Source organism: Nonomuraea sp. NPDC004702 (assembly GCF_053601695.1).
This window is the reverse complement of the sequence record NZ_JBSGCE010000126.1, coordinates 1-14,355: the sequence shown is the minus strand read 5'-3', so window position 1 is coordinate 14,355 and position 14,355 is coordinate 1. Positions and strand designations below refer to the sequence as shown.

At 68.7% G+C, this 14,355-nt stretch carries 14 protein-coding genes and 1 pseudogene; 5 read left to right on the top strand and 10 right to left on the bottom strand.

The annotated features are described in order from the left end of the window. The first annotated feature begins 390 nt into the window (after positions 1-390). Positions 391-984, top strand: coding sequence for an NUDIX domain-containing protein (locus ACWEJ6_RS52380; protein ID WP_452433137.1), 594 nt, complete (start codon positions 391-393; stop codon positions 982-984). On the opposite strand, the gene ACWEJ6_RS52375 is transcribed toward ACWEJ6_RS52380, so the two are convergent. The 7 genes from ACWEJ6_RS52375 to ACWEJ6_RS52345 all read right to left on the bottom strand — a co-directional run bounded on the left by ACWEJ6_RS52375 (position 981) and on the right by ACWEJ6_RS52345 (position 9,082). Continuing rightward, positions 981-1,886 (bottom strand): carbohydrate kinase family protein, encoded by a 906-nt coding sequence (locus ACWEJ6_RS52375; RefSeq protein ID WP_452433136.1) that lies wholly within the window; start codon positions 1,884-1,886, stop codon positions 981-983. The two genes, ACWEJ6_RS52380 and ACWEJ6_RS52375, sit on opposite strands and share 4 nt — an antisense overlap. After that, complete coding sequence (locus ACWEJ6_RS52370) at positions 1,883-2,698, bottom strand: endonuclease/exonuclease/phosphatase family protein (protein ID WP_452433135.1); 816 nt, start codon at positions 2,696-2,698, stop codon at positions 1,883-1,885. Before ACWEJ6_RS52370 ends, ACWEJ6_RS52375 begins: the two co-directional genes overlap by 4 nt. After that, positions 2,699-3,370 (bottom strand): hypothetical protein, encoded by a 672-nt coding sequence (locus tag ACWEJ6_RS52365; protein ID WP_452433134.1) that lies wholly within the window; start codon positions 3,368-3,370, stop codon positions 2,699-2,701. After that, complete coding sequence (locus ACWEJ6_RS52360; RefSeq protein WP_452433132.1) at positions 3,367-4,827, bottom strand: formyltransferase family protein; 1,461 nt, start codon at positions 4,825-4,827, stop codon at positions 3,367-3,369. Before ACWEJ6_RS52360 ends, ACWEJ6_RS52365 begins: the two co-directional genes overlap by 4 nt. Next, positions 4,824-6,062, bottom strand: coding sequence for an aminotransferase class I/II-fold pyridoxal phosphate-dependent enzyme (locus ACWEJ6_RS52355; protein WP_452433138.1), 1,239 nt, complete (start codon positions 6,060-6,062; stop codon positions 4,824-4,826). Before ACWEJ6_RS52355 ends, ACWEJ6_RS52360 begins: the two co-directional genes overlap by 4 nt. A gap of 2 nt (positions 6,063-6,064) precedes the next feature. Next, the gene (locus tag ACWEJ6_RS52350) at positions 6,065-6,817 is read right to left on the bottom strand and encodes a hypothetical protein (protein WP_452433130.1); all 753 of its coding nucleotides are present in this window, start codon (positions 6,815-6,817) and stop codon (positions 6,065-6,067) included. 102 nt (positions 6,818-6,919) lie between these two features. Continuing rightward, a complete protein-coding gene (locus ACWEJ6_RS52345; RefSeq protein WP_452433129.1) occupies positions 6,920-9,082 on the bottom strand; it encodes a B12-binding domain-containing radical SAM protein in 2,163 nt (720 codons plus the stop codon). A gap of 198 nt (positions 9,083-9,280) precedes the next feature. Between ACWEJ6_RS52345 and ACWEJ6_RS52340 the strand changes: the two genes are divergently transcribed. Further along, positions 9,281-10,132: a hypothetical protein gene (locus tag ACWEJ6_RS52340; protein WP_452433128.1), complete on the top strand. Its 852-nt coding sequence runs from the start codon at positions 9,281-9,283 to the stop codon at positions 10,130-10,132. Between the two features lie 103 nt (positions 10,133-10,235). Continuing rightward, positions 10,236-11,318, top strand: coding sequence for an aldo/keto reductase (locus ACWEJ6_RS52335; protein ID WP_452433127.1), 1,083 nt, complete (start codon positions 10,236-10,238; stop codon positions 11,316-11,318). A gap of 48 nt (positions 11,319-11,366) precedes the next feature. On the opposite strand, the gene ACWEJ6_RS52330 is transcribed toward ACWEJ6_RS52335, so the two are convergent. After that, complete coding sequence (locus ACWEJ6_RS52330) at positions 11,367-11,849, bottom strand: hypothetical protein (RefSeq protein ID WP_452433126.1); 483 nt, start codon at positions 11,847-11,849, stop codon at positions 11,367-11,369. Positions 11,850-11,962: 113 nt separating this feature from the next. Here ACWEJ6_RS52330 and ACWEJ6_RS52325 point away from each other — a divergent pair, with 113 nt between their 5' ends. Together ACWEJ6_RS52325 and ACWEJ6_RS52320 are read left to right on the top strand one after the other, a co-directional pair. Beyond that, complete coding sequence (locus ACWEJ6_RS52325) at positions 11,963-12,604, top strand: class I SAM-dependent methyltransferase (RefSeq protein WP_452433125.1); 642 nt, start codon at positions 11,963-11,965, stop codon at positions 12,602-12,604. Continuing rightward, positions 12,534-12,740 (top strand): hypothetical protein, encoded by a 207-nt coding sequence (locus tag ACWEJ6_RS52320; protein WP_452433139.1) that lies wholly within the window; start codon positions 12,534-12,536, stop codon positions 12,738-12,740. Before ACWEJ6_RS52325 ends, ACWEJ6_RS52320 begins: the two co-directional genes overlap by 71 nt. A gap of 92 nt (positions 12,741-12,832) precedes the next feature. On the opposite strand, the pseudogene ACWEJ6_RS52315 reads toward ACWEJ6_RS52320, so the two are convergent. Together ACWEJ6_RS52315 and ACWEJ6_RS52310 are read right to left on the bottom strand one after the other, a co-directional pair. Beyond that, positions 12,833-13,036 (bottom strand): annotated as a pseudogene (locus ACWEJ6_RS52315) (IS5/IS1182 family transposase); the annotation flags it as partial. 279 nt (positions 13,037-13,315) lie between these two features. Next, positions 13,316-14,110 (bottom strand): transposase family protein, encoded by a 795-nt coding sequence (locus tag ACWEJ6_RS52310; protein ID WP_452433124.1) that lies wholly within the window; start codon positions 14,108-14,110, stop codon positions 13,316-13,318. Between the last annotated feature and the right edge of the window lie 245 nt (positions 14,111-14,355).

The window sequence follows — 14,355 nt, the reverse complement described above, 5'->3', positions numbered from 1 at the left end:
GCTGCCCGGTGTGCTCGGCAGGGGGAGGATCAGATTCGGACCTTACCGTCACGGACGAGGCTCCGTTCTCTCGGTTCTTCCGTTCGCCGTCGGCGTCCCTTCTCGCCCGGGTGGCGATGGCGTGCGCGTGATCGTGGCTGTGGTTTGCCGATCTGCCGGATGTGACGAGATGCCGCTGCTCCTTGGGCGGTTCCCGCCAGTTGGCAGGCGGGACGCGGCTCCAGCTGAACGCCGCTGCTCTGCGGTCCGGTTCACGCGGCACCGACTCGCCGGTGGACGAGTCCTGGTGATACCCGGGCGTGCGGTGGCCTGTCGTCGGTAGGGTGCCTGCACTGGTGAGCGTGGAGGGACTGGAGGTTCACCAGTTCGTCCATCAGCGGAAGGTGTCCGATGCCTGGCAGGCAGCTTGACCCGCGACTCGTCGTTCGTGACCTCGTGCAGGCCGTCGCGCCGTATGACGAGCGTGAGTCGGCCGATCAGAGGTGGATGCTCGATTGGATCGATGGCGGGCATCCGCTGTTTCGGACCGCTAAACCGGCGACTCCGCATCGGCATCTCGCGGTCTACGCGGCGCTCGTGGACGAGGCGGCCAGCTCGCTGATGCTGGTGGATCATGCCAAGGCCAAGGCATGGTTGATGCCCGGCGGTCACGTGGATCTCGACGAGAACCCACGGGTCACGGTGGTCCGGGAGCTGGAGGAGGAATTGAGCATCGCCCCGCCGTTCCACCCGCGGTTCGGCGCGGATCCGTTCTTTCTGACGGTGACCGAGACGCGTCCGCCGCACGTCCACACCGATGTGACGCTGTGGTTCGTCTTCTCGGCCAGCCAGACGGCGGAGATCGTTCCTGATCCAGTGGAGTTCTCGGCGTGCCGTTGGTTCCCTCTCGACAGCGCGACAGGGTGGGCTGGGGACTTCGATCCGCAGATGCATCGCTTCATGGCCAAGCTCACCAGCGCGCTGGAGATGGTTGCCGTCCACTAGCCGAGCTGGTGCGGCTGGAGGTCGGCGAGGGTTGGCAGCGGCCCGTGCGGGGTCCGGCCGCACCAGAGACTGCCCGCTCTGCACGCAAACGCGGCGGCCTGTTCGGCGGCCACTTCTTGGCTCAGCGCGTGGATCAGAGCGGCGCTGAACGCCGATCCGGCTCCTTGCACTTGAGGGACGGCCACCGGCGGGGCCGGGACGGCGAAGGCTTCGCTGGCGTGGGTGCGGCCGATCGCGCCGTTGCGACCCACGGTGACGACGGCGAGGTCGGCGACGCCGAGCTCGGCCAGCTCGTCCAGCGTCTGCTCGGCTTGGGCCGGGTGGCGCTCATCGGCGTTAGTCTGCAGGACGCCGACGCGTCCGTGCGGCTGGACGGCCGCTTGGAGCCAGGGCGGGGCGGGTGATCCGCCGAGGTTCACCACGACGCGCTGTCGGGCGCGTAGGGCGGCGTCCAGCAGGCGGCGGGGTGTGTCGCCCAGGACCTCGTAGCAGTCGAGGTAGACGGTCGGCGCGGCGGCGAAGGCGCGCGGGTCGATGCCGTCGAGCTCATCGGTGATGCCCTTGAGCCCGGAAAACCACGTCCGGTTCCCAGCTTGGTCGGCGATGACGGTGTTGACCCGGGTGCGCGCGGCGGTGCCGGGCGCGGGGTGGTGGCGCACACCCCAGCTGTGGAGACGCGCGGTAATGGCGTAGCCGTCGGGGTCGTTGGCGACCGGGTTGCTGAACAGGGCGGCCGGATGGCCGAGCGCGGTGAGCATGCCCGCGATCAGCGGCCCGTCGCCGGCCATGAACCGGTCGGTGGCTTGGACCTCGACCCCATAGTCGAGCTTCGGGTAGTCCTCGACGTGCAAGGTGTGGGTGGCGGCCAGGTAGCTGAAGCAGTGCACCGCAGCGGGGTTCACGCGGGGTGGCCCAGGGTGAAGGTGGCGAGCAGGGCGGCGTGGTCGGTGAAGCGCCTGGTACGGGGGGTGTGGTCGTAGGAGCAGGTCAGGAGGGTGCCGGTGGCGGGGGTGGCGAACAGGTGGTCCAGGCGCTGGGCGCCGTAGCGGTCGCTGATCCAGCTGTGGTCACGGGCGTCGGGATGGGCTTGGCGGAAGGCGTCGGTCAGGCCGAGGTGCTGTAGCTCGGTGTAGAAGGCGTAGTCGTGTTCTTCGAAGGAAGCCAGGGGCGGCTGGTGGCTGGGTTCGACGACGTTGAGGTCACCGGTGAGCAGGAGCCGCGGGCGAAGGGCGGTCTGGAGGTATTCGAGGAACGTCTTTTGGAAGGCGCGGCGCCGGTCGCTGCTGTCGGTGGTCATGCCGTTGGTGGGCCCGTAGAGGCCGACGATGCGGATCCGCTGGCCGTCGTGTTCGATGTCGACGGTGACGGCGCGGGGGTCGCCCGGCCCGTCGACGGGTGTCTGAGGCAGGCCGCGGGTGGCGACCACGGTGAAGTAGGAGCCGCCGGCCCAGCCCGGCGGGAGGCAGACCTCGAAGCCTTCGGCGGTCAGCCCGCTGATGATCAGCTTGGCGCCGTCGGAGACCTTGAGCTCGGTCAGGACCAGCACGTTGCCGCGTCCTGCCAGCAGCCAGGCGAGCGTCCGCTGGGCGCGCTGCGCGCTGGGGTTGTTGACGTTGAGGGCGCACACACGCAGCTCGCCCGGTGCTGGCGGGGGGGCGTCGGGTTCGGCGTCGATGCCGCCGAACAGCGCCCCTTGGATGACGTTGTCGGGCATTTACCGCTCCTGGGTCTCGGTGAGGCCGGTCAGGTGCTTGACGCGGCGGATGGTGTCGGCGAGCTGGGCGGGGTTCATCCGCTTGGCCGACCGCTCCCACGATGTTTCGTTGGCCGCGCCGTAGACCCAGAAGCTGGTGCCTGTCTCGGTGTCGAGGATGAGGAAGCGGTCGCGGGTGGCGGGGCCGCGCACGAGGATGGAGATGGTGTCGGCGTCGGCTTGGACGGTGTGGACGGTGGTGTGGTCTAGGGCGTAGCTGGATCCGGGGCGTTCGTGGCGGACCAGGATCGGGGTAAGGGTGCGGGGGTCGGTGTTCGGGCCGAAGTTGGTGTCGGCGCCGAAGACGCGGTGCAGATATTGGCCGCGGTAGATGCCGGAGAAGAACGACCAGCGGTGATGATGGGGCCGGTCGTAGTAGCCGCCGCGGTACAGGTGCAGCCGGATGCGGATGTCGCCGTCGGCGTACAGGACGAGTTTGTCGAGAAAGTCGTAGCGTTCGCACATGTCGGCCAGGGTGGGGTCGTTGGGGATCGCGTCCAGCAGGGCGGCGAGCAGGCCGGGTTGGGTGGTGATGGTGTCGTAGACGGGCTGGCAGCCGTTCAGGATGGCGCCGGTGTCGTTCCAGTCGAGGCTGGCCAGGTCGCGGAAGGCGGGGGGCGTGGTGGTGATCATCGCTGGTCTCCCGTTCCGTAGGGGGATGCGTTCATGATGCGCTTGAGGTGGGGGTGCAGGCGATAGAACTGCCTGGCCAGGTGCGGGGGCTGGGGGTGGCCATCGGGGAGGCGGCCCTTCGTGACGATGTGGGCGGTGACGGCGGCCAGGAGAGTGAGTTGGGTGTCCTTCACCCGCTGGCGCAGGGTCGGCGGGGGCGCGAGGGGGACGGGCCGGGTGAGCAGAACAGGGCCGGTGTCGACGCCGGCATTCACCTGGTGGATGGTGCAGATGATCGGGTCGTTGTTGAGCAGGGCCCAGGCGACGGCGTCCATGCCGCGGTAAGTGGGCAGTGCCCCGTTGTGCGCGTTGAGGGTACCGATCGTCGGGATGGCCAGGATCTCGGCGGGGACGATCGGCATGCCGAGCAGGATGAGCAGGTCTGGCTGCCACCGGGTCAGGGCGGCCGCGGCATCCGGCCAGCTGGTGACGTGCGCCTGGGGGGCTGGAACATCGGGCGCTGGGCCAGGCGGATGTGGGGGAGTGGGCGGGTACCAGGCGCTGTCGTAGGCGGAGGGCGCCGCCTGCTCGGGCGGTGAGCCGTACCAGCAGACCGCTGAGGCCTCGACGCCAAGGTCTCGCAGGTGGGTGAAGAGCGCCGGTGGGCTGCTGGATCCGGCTCCGGCCAGGATTACGGTCGTCAGCCGGCCGGAGGCGGAAGTCCCGAGGAGCTCGCCGGCCGGTTCTGACAGGGGAGGCTCGGATGGGGCCGGTGCCGGCGTGGGCGGCAGGACGCGATGGGAGAGGCGATTGGCCAGCTCGGCGCAGGCATCGTCCACCAGGGCGGCGACGGCCCGGATGTCCGGCAGGAGATCCGGTGTGCTCCACTGGTCAGCGCGGTGGCGCGTCCAGACGGTGCCCAGGAGCTTGCAGGCCGCGTTGAGGAATCGGAGGTCGCCGCTTGCGGCGCTGACGCCGAGCCAGTGGCGGGCGAGCAGCAGCCACGCCTTGGCCCCGGCCGGGGTTAGGGCGCGGGAGCGGGATTCGATTGGTGGCCGCCACAGCGGGGAGGTCTCGAAGCGGTGCAGCAGCTCCGCGTCGCGGTCGCGGACCGGGGCCGCCGCGGTGGGCGTGTTGCTAGCGCCTGCCGTGGCAGCCGCGCTGCCTGGTGGTGCGCTGGGCAGCGTGTCGGGCATGGTGTCGTGGGGCATGGTTGGTGCGTTGGGGCCAATTTGCCACCACTGGTCGGCCAGTGCCGCTTCGGCGAGCCCGGCGACCGGTTCCGGGGCTGCCGGGTGGCCGGTGCGGGGGAGTTCGGCGAGTATGCGGGCGGGGGTGAAGTCGGCGTCGACCACCTCGGCTGCCTCGACCACCGGTGGCCGGCTCCCGGCGGCGTCCGCGGCGGTGCCAGCGCCGGGGCCAGCGCCGGGGCCAGCGCCGGCGCCGAGGCCGGCGTTGGTGCCGGGATAGGCGGTCATCGGGTCACGTGCTCGCTGACCTTGGCCAACGCGGTGAGGTAGCCGTCCAGCAGTTCCTCATCGCCGGGGTACCCCCAGGCGGGGATCTTGATGAAGGTGTCTTGGAAGGCGGTGACGCCGGGCAGCTCGATGAGGTCGATGGGGGCCGGTGTCCAGGGGGCGTAGGGGTCGCGTCGGGCGAACAGCGGTTCGGCGGAGATGTCGCGGGTGGAGCCGGGCGCGTCGACCTCCAGGGCGCCTTCGGCGACGCACAATCGGACGAACTCATCGCGGGTCACGCTGGCTTGGCCGGGGTGGAAGCGCAGCCCGAGGACGTACAGGCCGTGGGCGCCGCGCTCAGGCGCCACAATGGGGGAGATGACGGGGTTGCCGGCCAGGGTCTTGGTGAGGGTGTCGAGGTTGTGGCGGCGGTGGGCCTCGATGTGGGCGGCGCGGCCGAGTTGATGGACGCCGATGGCGGCACCGAGCGTGGTCATCCGTTCTTTGAGGCCCATGCCGGTGAAGGCGAACGGGTAGTGGGCGGCGCCGGGATCGATCTCGGCGCGGGAGCGCTTGTTGTAATGGGCGTACAGGACGGCCAGCTCGCGCATGCGCGGGTCGCGGGCCACGAGGAGGCCGCCTTCTCCGGTGGTGATGGCCTTTTGGTTGGTGGAGAAGACGGCCAGGTCGCCCCAGGTGCCGACGGGACGGTCGTCCCAGCGGGCGAAGTGGGCGTGGGAGCAATCTTCCAGCAGGGCCAGGTCGTGCGCGGCGCAGAAGGCGGCGATCTCGTCCATCGGGCACGGGATGCCCCACATGTGGGTGACGATCACGGCTTTCACGTTAGGGCGCGTCCGCTCGGCCAGGCTAGGGACGGTCACGTTCCCGGTGGCGGGATCGGCGTCGCAGAAGATGACCTCGATGCCGTCGAACGCGTATGGGCTGGCGGTGGCCAGGAAGGTGTAGGCGGGGGCGAGGATCGCGTCGCCGGGGCGCAGGCCGAGAACGCGGCTCGTGGCGTGGATGGCGGCGGTCCCGGAAGCCATCGACACGACCTGATCGGCCTCGACGCCGAGGAAGGCGGCGAAGGCCCGCTCGTACTCGCCGATGACGCCGCTGGCGTCGCGGTCGGACAAGGAGCGGTGGGCTTGGTCGAGGATCGCCTTCTCCAGGGATGCGTCGATGATGGGCCACTGATAGTGCGGCTTGGGCGTTCGCAGGGTCGGGGGACCGCCGTACGCGGCCAGCGCGTTCATGGTCACAGAGGCTCTCCTTCTCTTCGTCGCAGTGGGGCGATCAGGGGCCGCAGCAGGTCGACGGTGTCGGCGACGGGCGCGGCCGCATCCAGGTCCAGGACCGGCCAGTCGTGTTGGTCGGCGTAGGCGAGCAGGTTCTTCAGCCCGTCATGCTGGTAGATGATGAATGCCTGGCGGCCGTAGTCGCTCACGCCGGCGTGCATGCCCATTTCGCGGGGTTGGAAGGCGCCGCGCCGGTCGAACAAGGCGCCGAGGTCGGCGGTGAGCACGATCACCGCGTCCGGGCCCGTGATCCGTCCGAAGATCACGTCGAGGTCGGGCTGGGTCCAGCCCTGCAGCAGGAGCTTAGAGAAGAACTTGAACCACCAGCCATCCATGATCACGTCGTGGCCGGCGGCGAGGACGGGGTCCACCACAGCGGTGCGCAGCGCGGTGTACCAGGAAGCCTGCAAGGTGACCCAGAACCCGTCGGGCAGGTCGGGGGCGTCGCCGGAATGCCACAGCATGGTGGCCAGCTGGGTCATCAGGGCGCGGGCGTAGGAGGAGGTCTGGCTGATCTGTCGGCGCGGCACGAACACCAGCCGCGCGCCTGCCGCGGCCACCGGTACGGTTCCGGCGACCTGGTCGACAGCGCTCAGGTTGACGGTGTTCTCATAGGTGACATCGGCGAGGTTCTGGGCCAGGGTCGTCTTGCCGATCCCGTCTGGGCCCTCTAAAACGATCAGCCGCCCCGGCCGCTCCCGCCGTTCTGCCATGGTGCTCTGGTCCCCTTCCGGTGAGTGTGCGTGGTGCTGGCTCGATCTTCGCCTCGTGCCGCTAAGTTCGTCCGGGCTTTCGTGCGTTGTGACCGATCCCGGTCAGGTGCCGCAGGCGTCGGCGGCGTTGATGAGCCGCCACCCGACCTCGGCGAGCCAGCGCCGGTGCTCGGCGCGCAGGAGGCCGGCGTTGCTGGGCGACAGCAGCGCCAAGGCCTGGCCGATGGGGAAGGTGAGAGCGCTTTGGAGGCGGTCAAGTTGGTCGTCCATCAGCGCGCGTAGCGCCTGCTCGCTCAGCTCCAGGCCGGGGCCGGCGTGGTCAATGAGGTCGAGCATGGCGGTGAGCAGCGTGTAGGCGGCTGCGCGGATGGTGACCCGGGCAGCGTGCAGGACGGCCCGTTGCGGCCCGTCCACGATCTTCTCCAGGCTTTTGAGGGTGTAGTCGAGGGCGAAGGTGCGATCCACCCACATCTGGGCGTGGATGGAGCAGGCGCCGATGCGCTGGTCGGCGAAGCGCGCCTCGACCCGGCCCATGCTGGGGTCGATCGCCCCAGTCAGCCCGTGCGCGGTCGCCGAGTGGGTGTAGGCCGCGCCGATCAGGCACTCCATCGTGACCAGCATGTAGGAGATGCCGGTGTGGAAGGGCCGGCCAGTCGTGTGCGCGGCTACCCAGGCCGGGTCGCGGACCCCGTCGACGATTTCCTCCACGCTCAGATGTGGCTGCGGGGCCAGCAGCAGGTCGGTCCGGCCCTGGAAGGCGTGGGTGGCGCGCAGCTCCTCCAGGTTCATCAGCTGGTCGAAGGTGATGTAGGTGAAGCGGGTCGGGACGCCGAGCGCGCTCAGGGTGCGGATCGCCAGTGCGTTCTGCTCGCCGGTGGTGTCCTTGTTGAACCGGGCCAGGATGGAGTCGACGCCGGATTCCACACCGAACAGCATCCGGCGCAGCCCCAGTTCGTTCAGGCGCCGCCACATCCGGGCCCGCTCCACGTGCCAGTCGCGCTCCTCCTCCGGGCGGATGACTTGATCGATGCGGCAGGAGGACTCCCAGGCGAAGCCCGCGCCGTGCAGCAGACCAGCCAGCTCCAGGCCGCGGGCCACCGCGTCGCAGTCGCGGCCGAAGAACTCCTCATCGACCAGGTAGAGGGTCTTGGAGGTGTCCGGGTGGCGGTCGAAGGTGCGGGTGAGCTCGGGCAGCACGACGGCGAGCTGCTGGGCCGAGCCCGCGGCCCACAGCCCCTTGTGGCTGCGCGGGCAGAAGCTGCACGCCGAGGTACAGCCACGAGAGGCCTCCGCCTGGGCGACCCCGTGGCACTCCAGGGTGCGCTCCAGCAGGTCGAGTTCGGGCAGGAAATCGAGCAGGTGGGCGTTGGGCACCTTGGCGGTGCGCCGCCGTGATCGCACAGCCAGGGCACCGCCGCGCGCGGCGCCGCTAAAGCCTAGACCCGGGATCTCGGCCAGCGTCAGATCGCCGTGATAATGGCCAAGGGTGTCGGCGATCGTCGTCTCACCGGCGCCGCGGGCGATCAGCAACCGGGGGTACCTTTCGAGCAGGAGCGCTTCGTTGCGGACGGTGAGGCTGCCCCCGGCCAGCACCAGCGGCGGCCGCGGTAAGGCGTACAGGTGGTCGAGCAAAGCGATCATCAGGTCATGCTGGCCGAACGTCGCCGACACCCCGACGATGTCGGGCTCGGTGGCGGCGATCGCCGCGAGCAGGTCCGCGAAGCTCACCTTCAGCTGCATGTCCACCAGGGTGATCTGGCCGAGCAGCGTGCGGCGGGCCGCCCGCGCCAGATCGGAGATCGCCAGCGGGAAGCGCGGCAGCGGGAACCACTCCGGGTGATACAGCGAGGCCAGCAACACGCGCGGCCGCCGCAGCCGCTCGGCGCCCTCCACGCTGAGATGTCCGCCGGACAGCCACGCCTCCGGCTGGTTGATCACGAGTCGCCCGGCCGTCCAGGCGGGCCAGTCGCGTTCGGTGTGAGGACGGCCCTCCAGGTCGGCGAACGTCCAGCCCCCCAGGTCCGGCGCGCGCTCGGCGATCAGCAGCCGCTGGTCGAGGGTCCCGGTCACACTGACCTTCCCCGGCACGATCGCGGTGAGGGCGTCGCGCAGCTCGTTCGGCCGGGCGGCCGGGATGCGCAGCAGCCCTTCGCGCTGGTTTCGACTCAGCCGCCGACCGTAGGCGTGCTCCACCGCGGTGATCAGCCTGCCGCCCCAGGCCTCGTCGACGATGGCCGTGCGCAGGTGGGCGATGGTCGTGGTCATCAGCTCGCTCCTGTCCTCAATCGGACTCCCGCAGGCCAGCACACGCCGTCACACGGAGACCGCCAAGAGGCGCGGACGGACCCGGACTCATCGACACCAGTCCAACCCCACCTGCCTGGAACGGCCCGCCACCGGGCGATCACCTCGCTACACTGCTCGGACAGTCTCGGACAGATGCACACCCTCGATGAGGAACTCGTGTCGCCTCTAGACGATCTCGACCCCACCCAGGCGCACACCGCGGCCGACCTCGCGGCATGCCTGCGCCGCGCGCGACTGCTGGCGGGTAACCCGTCCCTGCGGGAGCTGGAACAGCGCGCACGCCGCCAGGGGCGCAGCCTTCCCCGCAGCACCTCCGGCGACATGCTCAGCGGCCGGCGCCTGCCCCGCCAGCAGCTGATGCTCACCTTCTTGCGTGCCTGCGGGATCAACCCCGGGCAGGACCCACGCTGGCTTGTGGCCTGGAACCGGCTAGCCACGCTCGCCGCCGCGACACCGGAACACCGGCCGCTGAGCCAGGACATCCTGGCCGATGTCCGGGCCGCCGGCCTGACCCGCATCGGCACGACCTATCTCACCGACATGCAGTGGAGCGCGCTGTTCGCCGACGCGCGTGAGCTGGACGTCTACATGGCCTACGGGCAGACCTGGGCCCGGATGCACGCCCGCGACCTGGCCCGCCTGGCCGCCCGGCCCGGCGCCCACATCCGCGTGGTGCTGGCCGACCCCGACGACCCGCTCACCGTCGCGGTGCTGACCGACCGTTTCGACCTGTCCACCGAGGAACTCCAGCGGCGCATCGTCGCCACCGCGGCCGACTACGCCGCGCTGCGCAGCCGGAGCGGGGCGACCATCGAGATCTGCTACCGGCCCGGCGATCGCATGTTCTCCTTCTACCGGCTCGACGACACCGCCGTGCTCGGCCTCTACAGCCACGCCCGCACCCGGGCCGCCAGCGTCCCCGTCTTCGTGTGCGAACGACCCGGGCAGCTGTACGACTTCATCACCGAGGAGTGGCAAGCCATCCTCCGCGACAGCCGCCCGGCGTGAACTCGCCGCCCGGACTCGGATTGGGGCAACCACCCTCGCGTCACGACCCGCCGCGCGCATGATGGAGACTCCTCGCCCCGCTGTCGCTCGAGAGGCATTGCCGATGACCTCGCACCCGCTGCCAGGCCGCACTCTCGGCCGCACCGGCATCACCGTCCCCGCCCTCGGCGTCGGCTGCTGGGCGATCGGCGGCCCCGACCACAACCTCGGCATGCCGATGGGCTGGGCTACCGGTGCCGACCAGGCGGCCGCCATCGCCGGCCTGGAGACGGCATGGGAACTGGGCGCCCGGCTGTTCGACACCGCCGACGTCTACGGCCACGGCCTGTCCGAACGACGGCTCGGACAGTTGCTCGCCCAGGTCCCCCGCGAGCAGATCGTCGTGTCCTCCAAGGTCGGCTACTTCGCCGGCACCGCCGCCCACGGCTTCGACCCCGCCCACATGCGCCGCCAGCTCGGGCAAAGCCTCGACAACCTCGGCACCGACCACCTGGACATCTACGGGCTGCACCACCACGACTTCGGCGAGGGTGACCGGTGGCTGCAGCCCGCGATCGAAGCGATGCATGCCTTCAAGGCCGAAGGCCTCATTCGCGCGATTGGCCTGCGCGGCCCGCATCGCTTCGCCCCCGACCGGCTGTCCACCCCGCCAGGGCTGCGCGGAGACAAGATCGCCCGCTTCCGGGCCCTGTTCGACCAGGTCCAGCCCGATGTCCTCGCCGTGCGCGACAACCTGCTGACCCCAGCTGCCAGCTCCGCGGGCATCTTCTCCTTCGCCGACCAGCACGGCTGCGGCGTTCTCATCAACAAGCCTCTCGGCCAGGGGCTCCTGACCCGCTCCTACCGGCCCGGACAGCCGCCCCGCTTCGCCGACGGCGACCACCGGGCCCGCAAGCGGTGGTTCACCGCGCCCGCCCTGGCCGTCCTGGATGGTGCGCTGGCGGATCTCCAGCGCACCATCGCGCCTGAGCGGCAAGATCTACTCGCCCTCGCCTTGTGGTCCTGCCTCAACCGCACCCGCAACGCCGTCGTCTTGGCCGGCTTCACCAACCCCGCCCAGATCCAGGCCAATATCGCCGCGATCAGCCGGGTGCCTTCCCCCGCCGATCTCGCTCACGCTCGCATGGTCATCTCGGGGGCGCAGCAGCGCCTTGACGCCACCGGCTACGTGTTTCTCGACGAGTAGGCCATGCGGGAAGCGGGGCCGTTGTTGAAACGGCTAACTGAGGTGATCTCAGCGAAATGCGAGCAGGTAGTCGCGCTCGAAATGATTGAGGACGAGCGCTGGGCGGGCGAGACCGCCGATTTCGCTGGAGCTGACGGTGACGTGCTGGGGTGTGCCAGTGGCCTTCGAGCAGGGGGAATCCACGTTCGCCGGACATCTCGGGGCGCGTAGGAGCCGGTGAGCCTGGTTGTCCGGGCTGAGGACCAGGTTGTCGTTGGGCTGCTTGATCGGCGCGTTAACGCTAATTTCGCCGCAGTCGTAGCCGCTGTCGGCCAGAGTGGCACCGCGTGCGGCTGAGGCGTGCAGCGCGCCCGGCACAGGCACATGTGTGGCGGCGGTAGTCGGGTTATGGACGGAGCTGGGTTCGGTCTCGGCGATCCATGGGGCAGCCCGCATGGTGCCGACAAGGCTTGGAGGGTCGCCGGCATTATCCGCAACGGCCATATGGTTGACCAGTTCGACCCCCATCTTGATGTCGGGCTGAACTAGCATGGATCAATAGGTGCCACGCATTGCGTGTCCACGCCGACACAAGGGGCGTGGCGCTTTGAACATCAGTTATGAGAATGACTCTACGGGAGTAGCATTTCGGCGATAGCGGGGATATGCTGGCATCTACAATGGACAACTCGGATCAAACGCTGCCAACTACGATCAGCTACTATGACGCCAACGCCGCAGAATACGCGGCGCGATACGCAGATGTAGATCTGAGAGACGGCAGGCAAACGCTGCTCGATCTCATGCCTGACGATTCTCGGCTGATACTAGACCTAGGGTGCGGCCCTGGCCGCGACCTAGCCCTTTTTCAGGCAACCGTGATCGGCATCGACTTGTCGGCGGGTCTCCTCCGGGAGGCTCGTCAGGGCACCGAAGCACCACTTATCCGTGGCGACTACCGTGCACTGCCGTTCAAAGACGCCCGCTTCGGAGGCGTATGGGCGTGCGCGTCTCTCCTTCACGTTCCTGCGGGTGAAGCCGAGCAGGTATTGCGCGGTGTCCTCCGCACACTCGTTCCCGGAGGGGCGATCTTCCTGTCCGTCCAACAAGGTGTGGGGCATGAGTGGAGAGATGGGCGCTGGTTCCAGTTCTATTCCATTCCTCAAATAAGTGAGATGCTGACGCGAGCAGGCTTCATCGAAGTCAACGTGAAAGCGGACGGCGAACGGTGGATTAATGCTCACGCTACGAGAGCTGTCGGTAGACCGGCATTTGCTCGAGACTTACTCGCTGCAACTGAAGCTTGAGAGGATTCCTGCAGTTGAGAAGGCGGTACTGGTCATTTCGGATATGCAGACGCTCTATCACGGCGGCTGGGCGCAAGAGAATGCCATTGATTTAGCGTTAAATTTGAGGCTGACCTCTGGTGAAGGTGTGCGATGACGTGGACGCCCCGGAGATCTCGCAGTGGCATATGGGCAGAGCCGGCGAGTACGCCGGCACTATGCAAAAAGCGTTCGACATCAAAAGGTATTTCACCGTGTCTCGCGCGTATGCAGGACAAAGAGTGATTTGACGAGTTGACCTGCACGTAACGGGCAGCAGCGGAGCTCGCGCGGGACGCGCCAGTTCTTCAGGACGGCATTCGCACGTTCGCCGGGTGCGCCGAGCCTGGCGTAGGCGGAGATGGCTGTCTTCTGGGACTGCGGCTTGTCACGGCCTGTGTAGGGGACGAGTACCTTGAGCTTTCATTCAATTTCCGCAGGTCAGGAGGGCTGGCCGGCGAAGATGGACCCTGTGGTCTGCGCCCAGGCCCAGGCCTCCGGCAGCCGAGCCGGATCGGTAGATGCGCCATCAGTCCTGCTCAGGAGAGCTGGGGAGGGAGGATGAAAAAAGCTCATTGCATCAACGGATGCAACCATTCCTGGCACCACCTCTAAGCCGGTGCTCTACGAGCCCCAGCCAGAGCAAGATCAAGAAGTGGTGCTCAAACGCGTGAATACGACGCACCCCAACAATCAGTCACTGGCGCTCAAGGCCATGACGAAATGGTGCTCGTTCTCACGTTCATGGCCAAGGCGCGGACCTTCGGCGTCAACGGAGAGGTCGCATACCAGCGCTCGACCCATTCCACCCAGGCGGTTGAGGTCCCTTCGATCGCGAACGGGCCGGGGCTGTGGACGGGCGCGGGCGGCGGGTCCACGAAGCCGAGAGCGGCCACGGCCCGATGGACTCCGTGCAGCGCGTCCCGCGCCGAGACTGCGCAGGCTTCGTAGGAGCCGGTTATAGGTGTGGTTGTCCGGGCTGAGGATCTGGTTTCCTTCGGGCCGCCTGCTCGGCGTGTGGATGCCGACTCCGGCGCCGTCATAGTCGCTGTCGGCGAGGGCGGGCAGGCCACGTGTGGCTGCGGCGTACAGCGCGGCCAGCACCTGGGCTCGGGCGGCGCTGAGGTCGTGAACGGAGCCGGGTTCGGCCTCGGCGATCCACAACGGCAGCCCGCCTGGTGAGGAGAGTACTCGCGGGTTGCCGGCGTGCTGGCGGGCTTTGCCGGAGTACCAGACGTCGATGGATTCGCCCTTGAGGCTGGTGGTCCGCTCGGCGCGGCGGTCGATGGGGATCAGGGTGCCGTCCAGGATGACGAACGCCAGTCCTTCGGTGTGGGCGCGGTCCAGAGCTTCGGAGGGATCTGGGGCTTGAGCCGCGAGAACCTCGATTCCCTCGTGGATGTGGCGGTAGGCGGTGGCTCGGGAGACGCGGTGATCGCGGCCGAGCTTGGGGATGTCGTGCTCACCGCGGAACCAGCGCACCACCATGACCGCATGCCGGAACGGGCTCAAGACCCGGCTGTCTTTCGGGGTGCCACGCGGGCGGCGTTCTTCGTGCGGGAGGCGGGCGACGTACCGAACGAGTGCGCGGGAGACGTCGAGCGTGGCACGATGAGCAATCACGTGGAGCCTTCCGGCTGGTTGAGAGCTCTTTCACCGGGGGCTCCACGCTTGTTTCCCGGCCTTCGGCGGCTCCTCCCGAAAGGCCCAGCGCGCCGGAGCTGAACACCAGC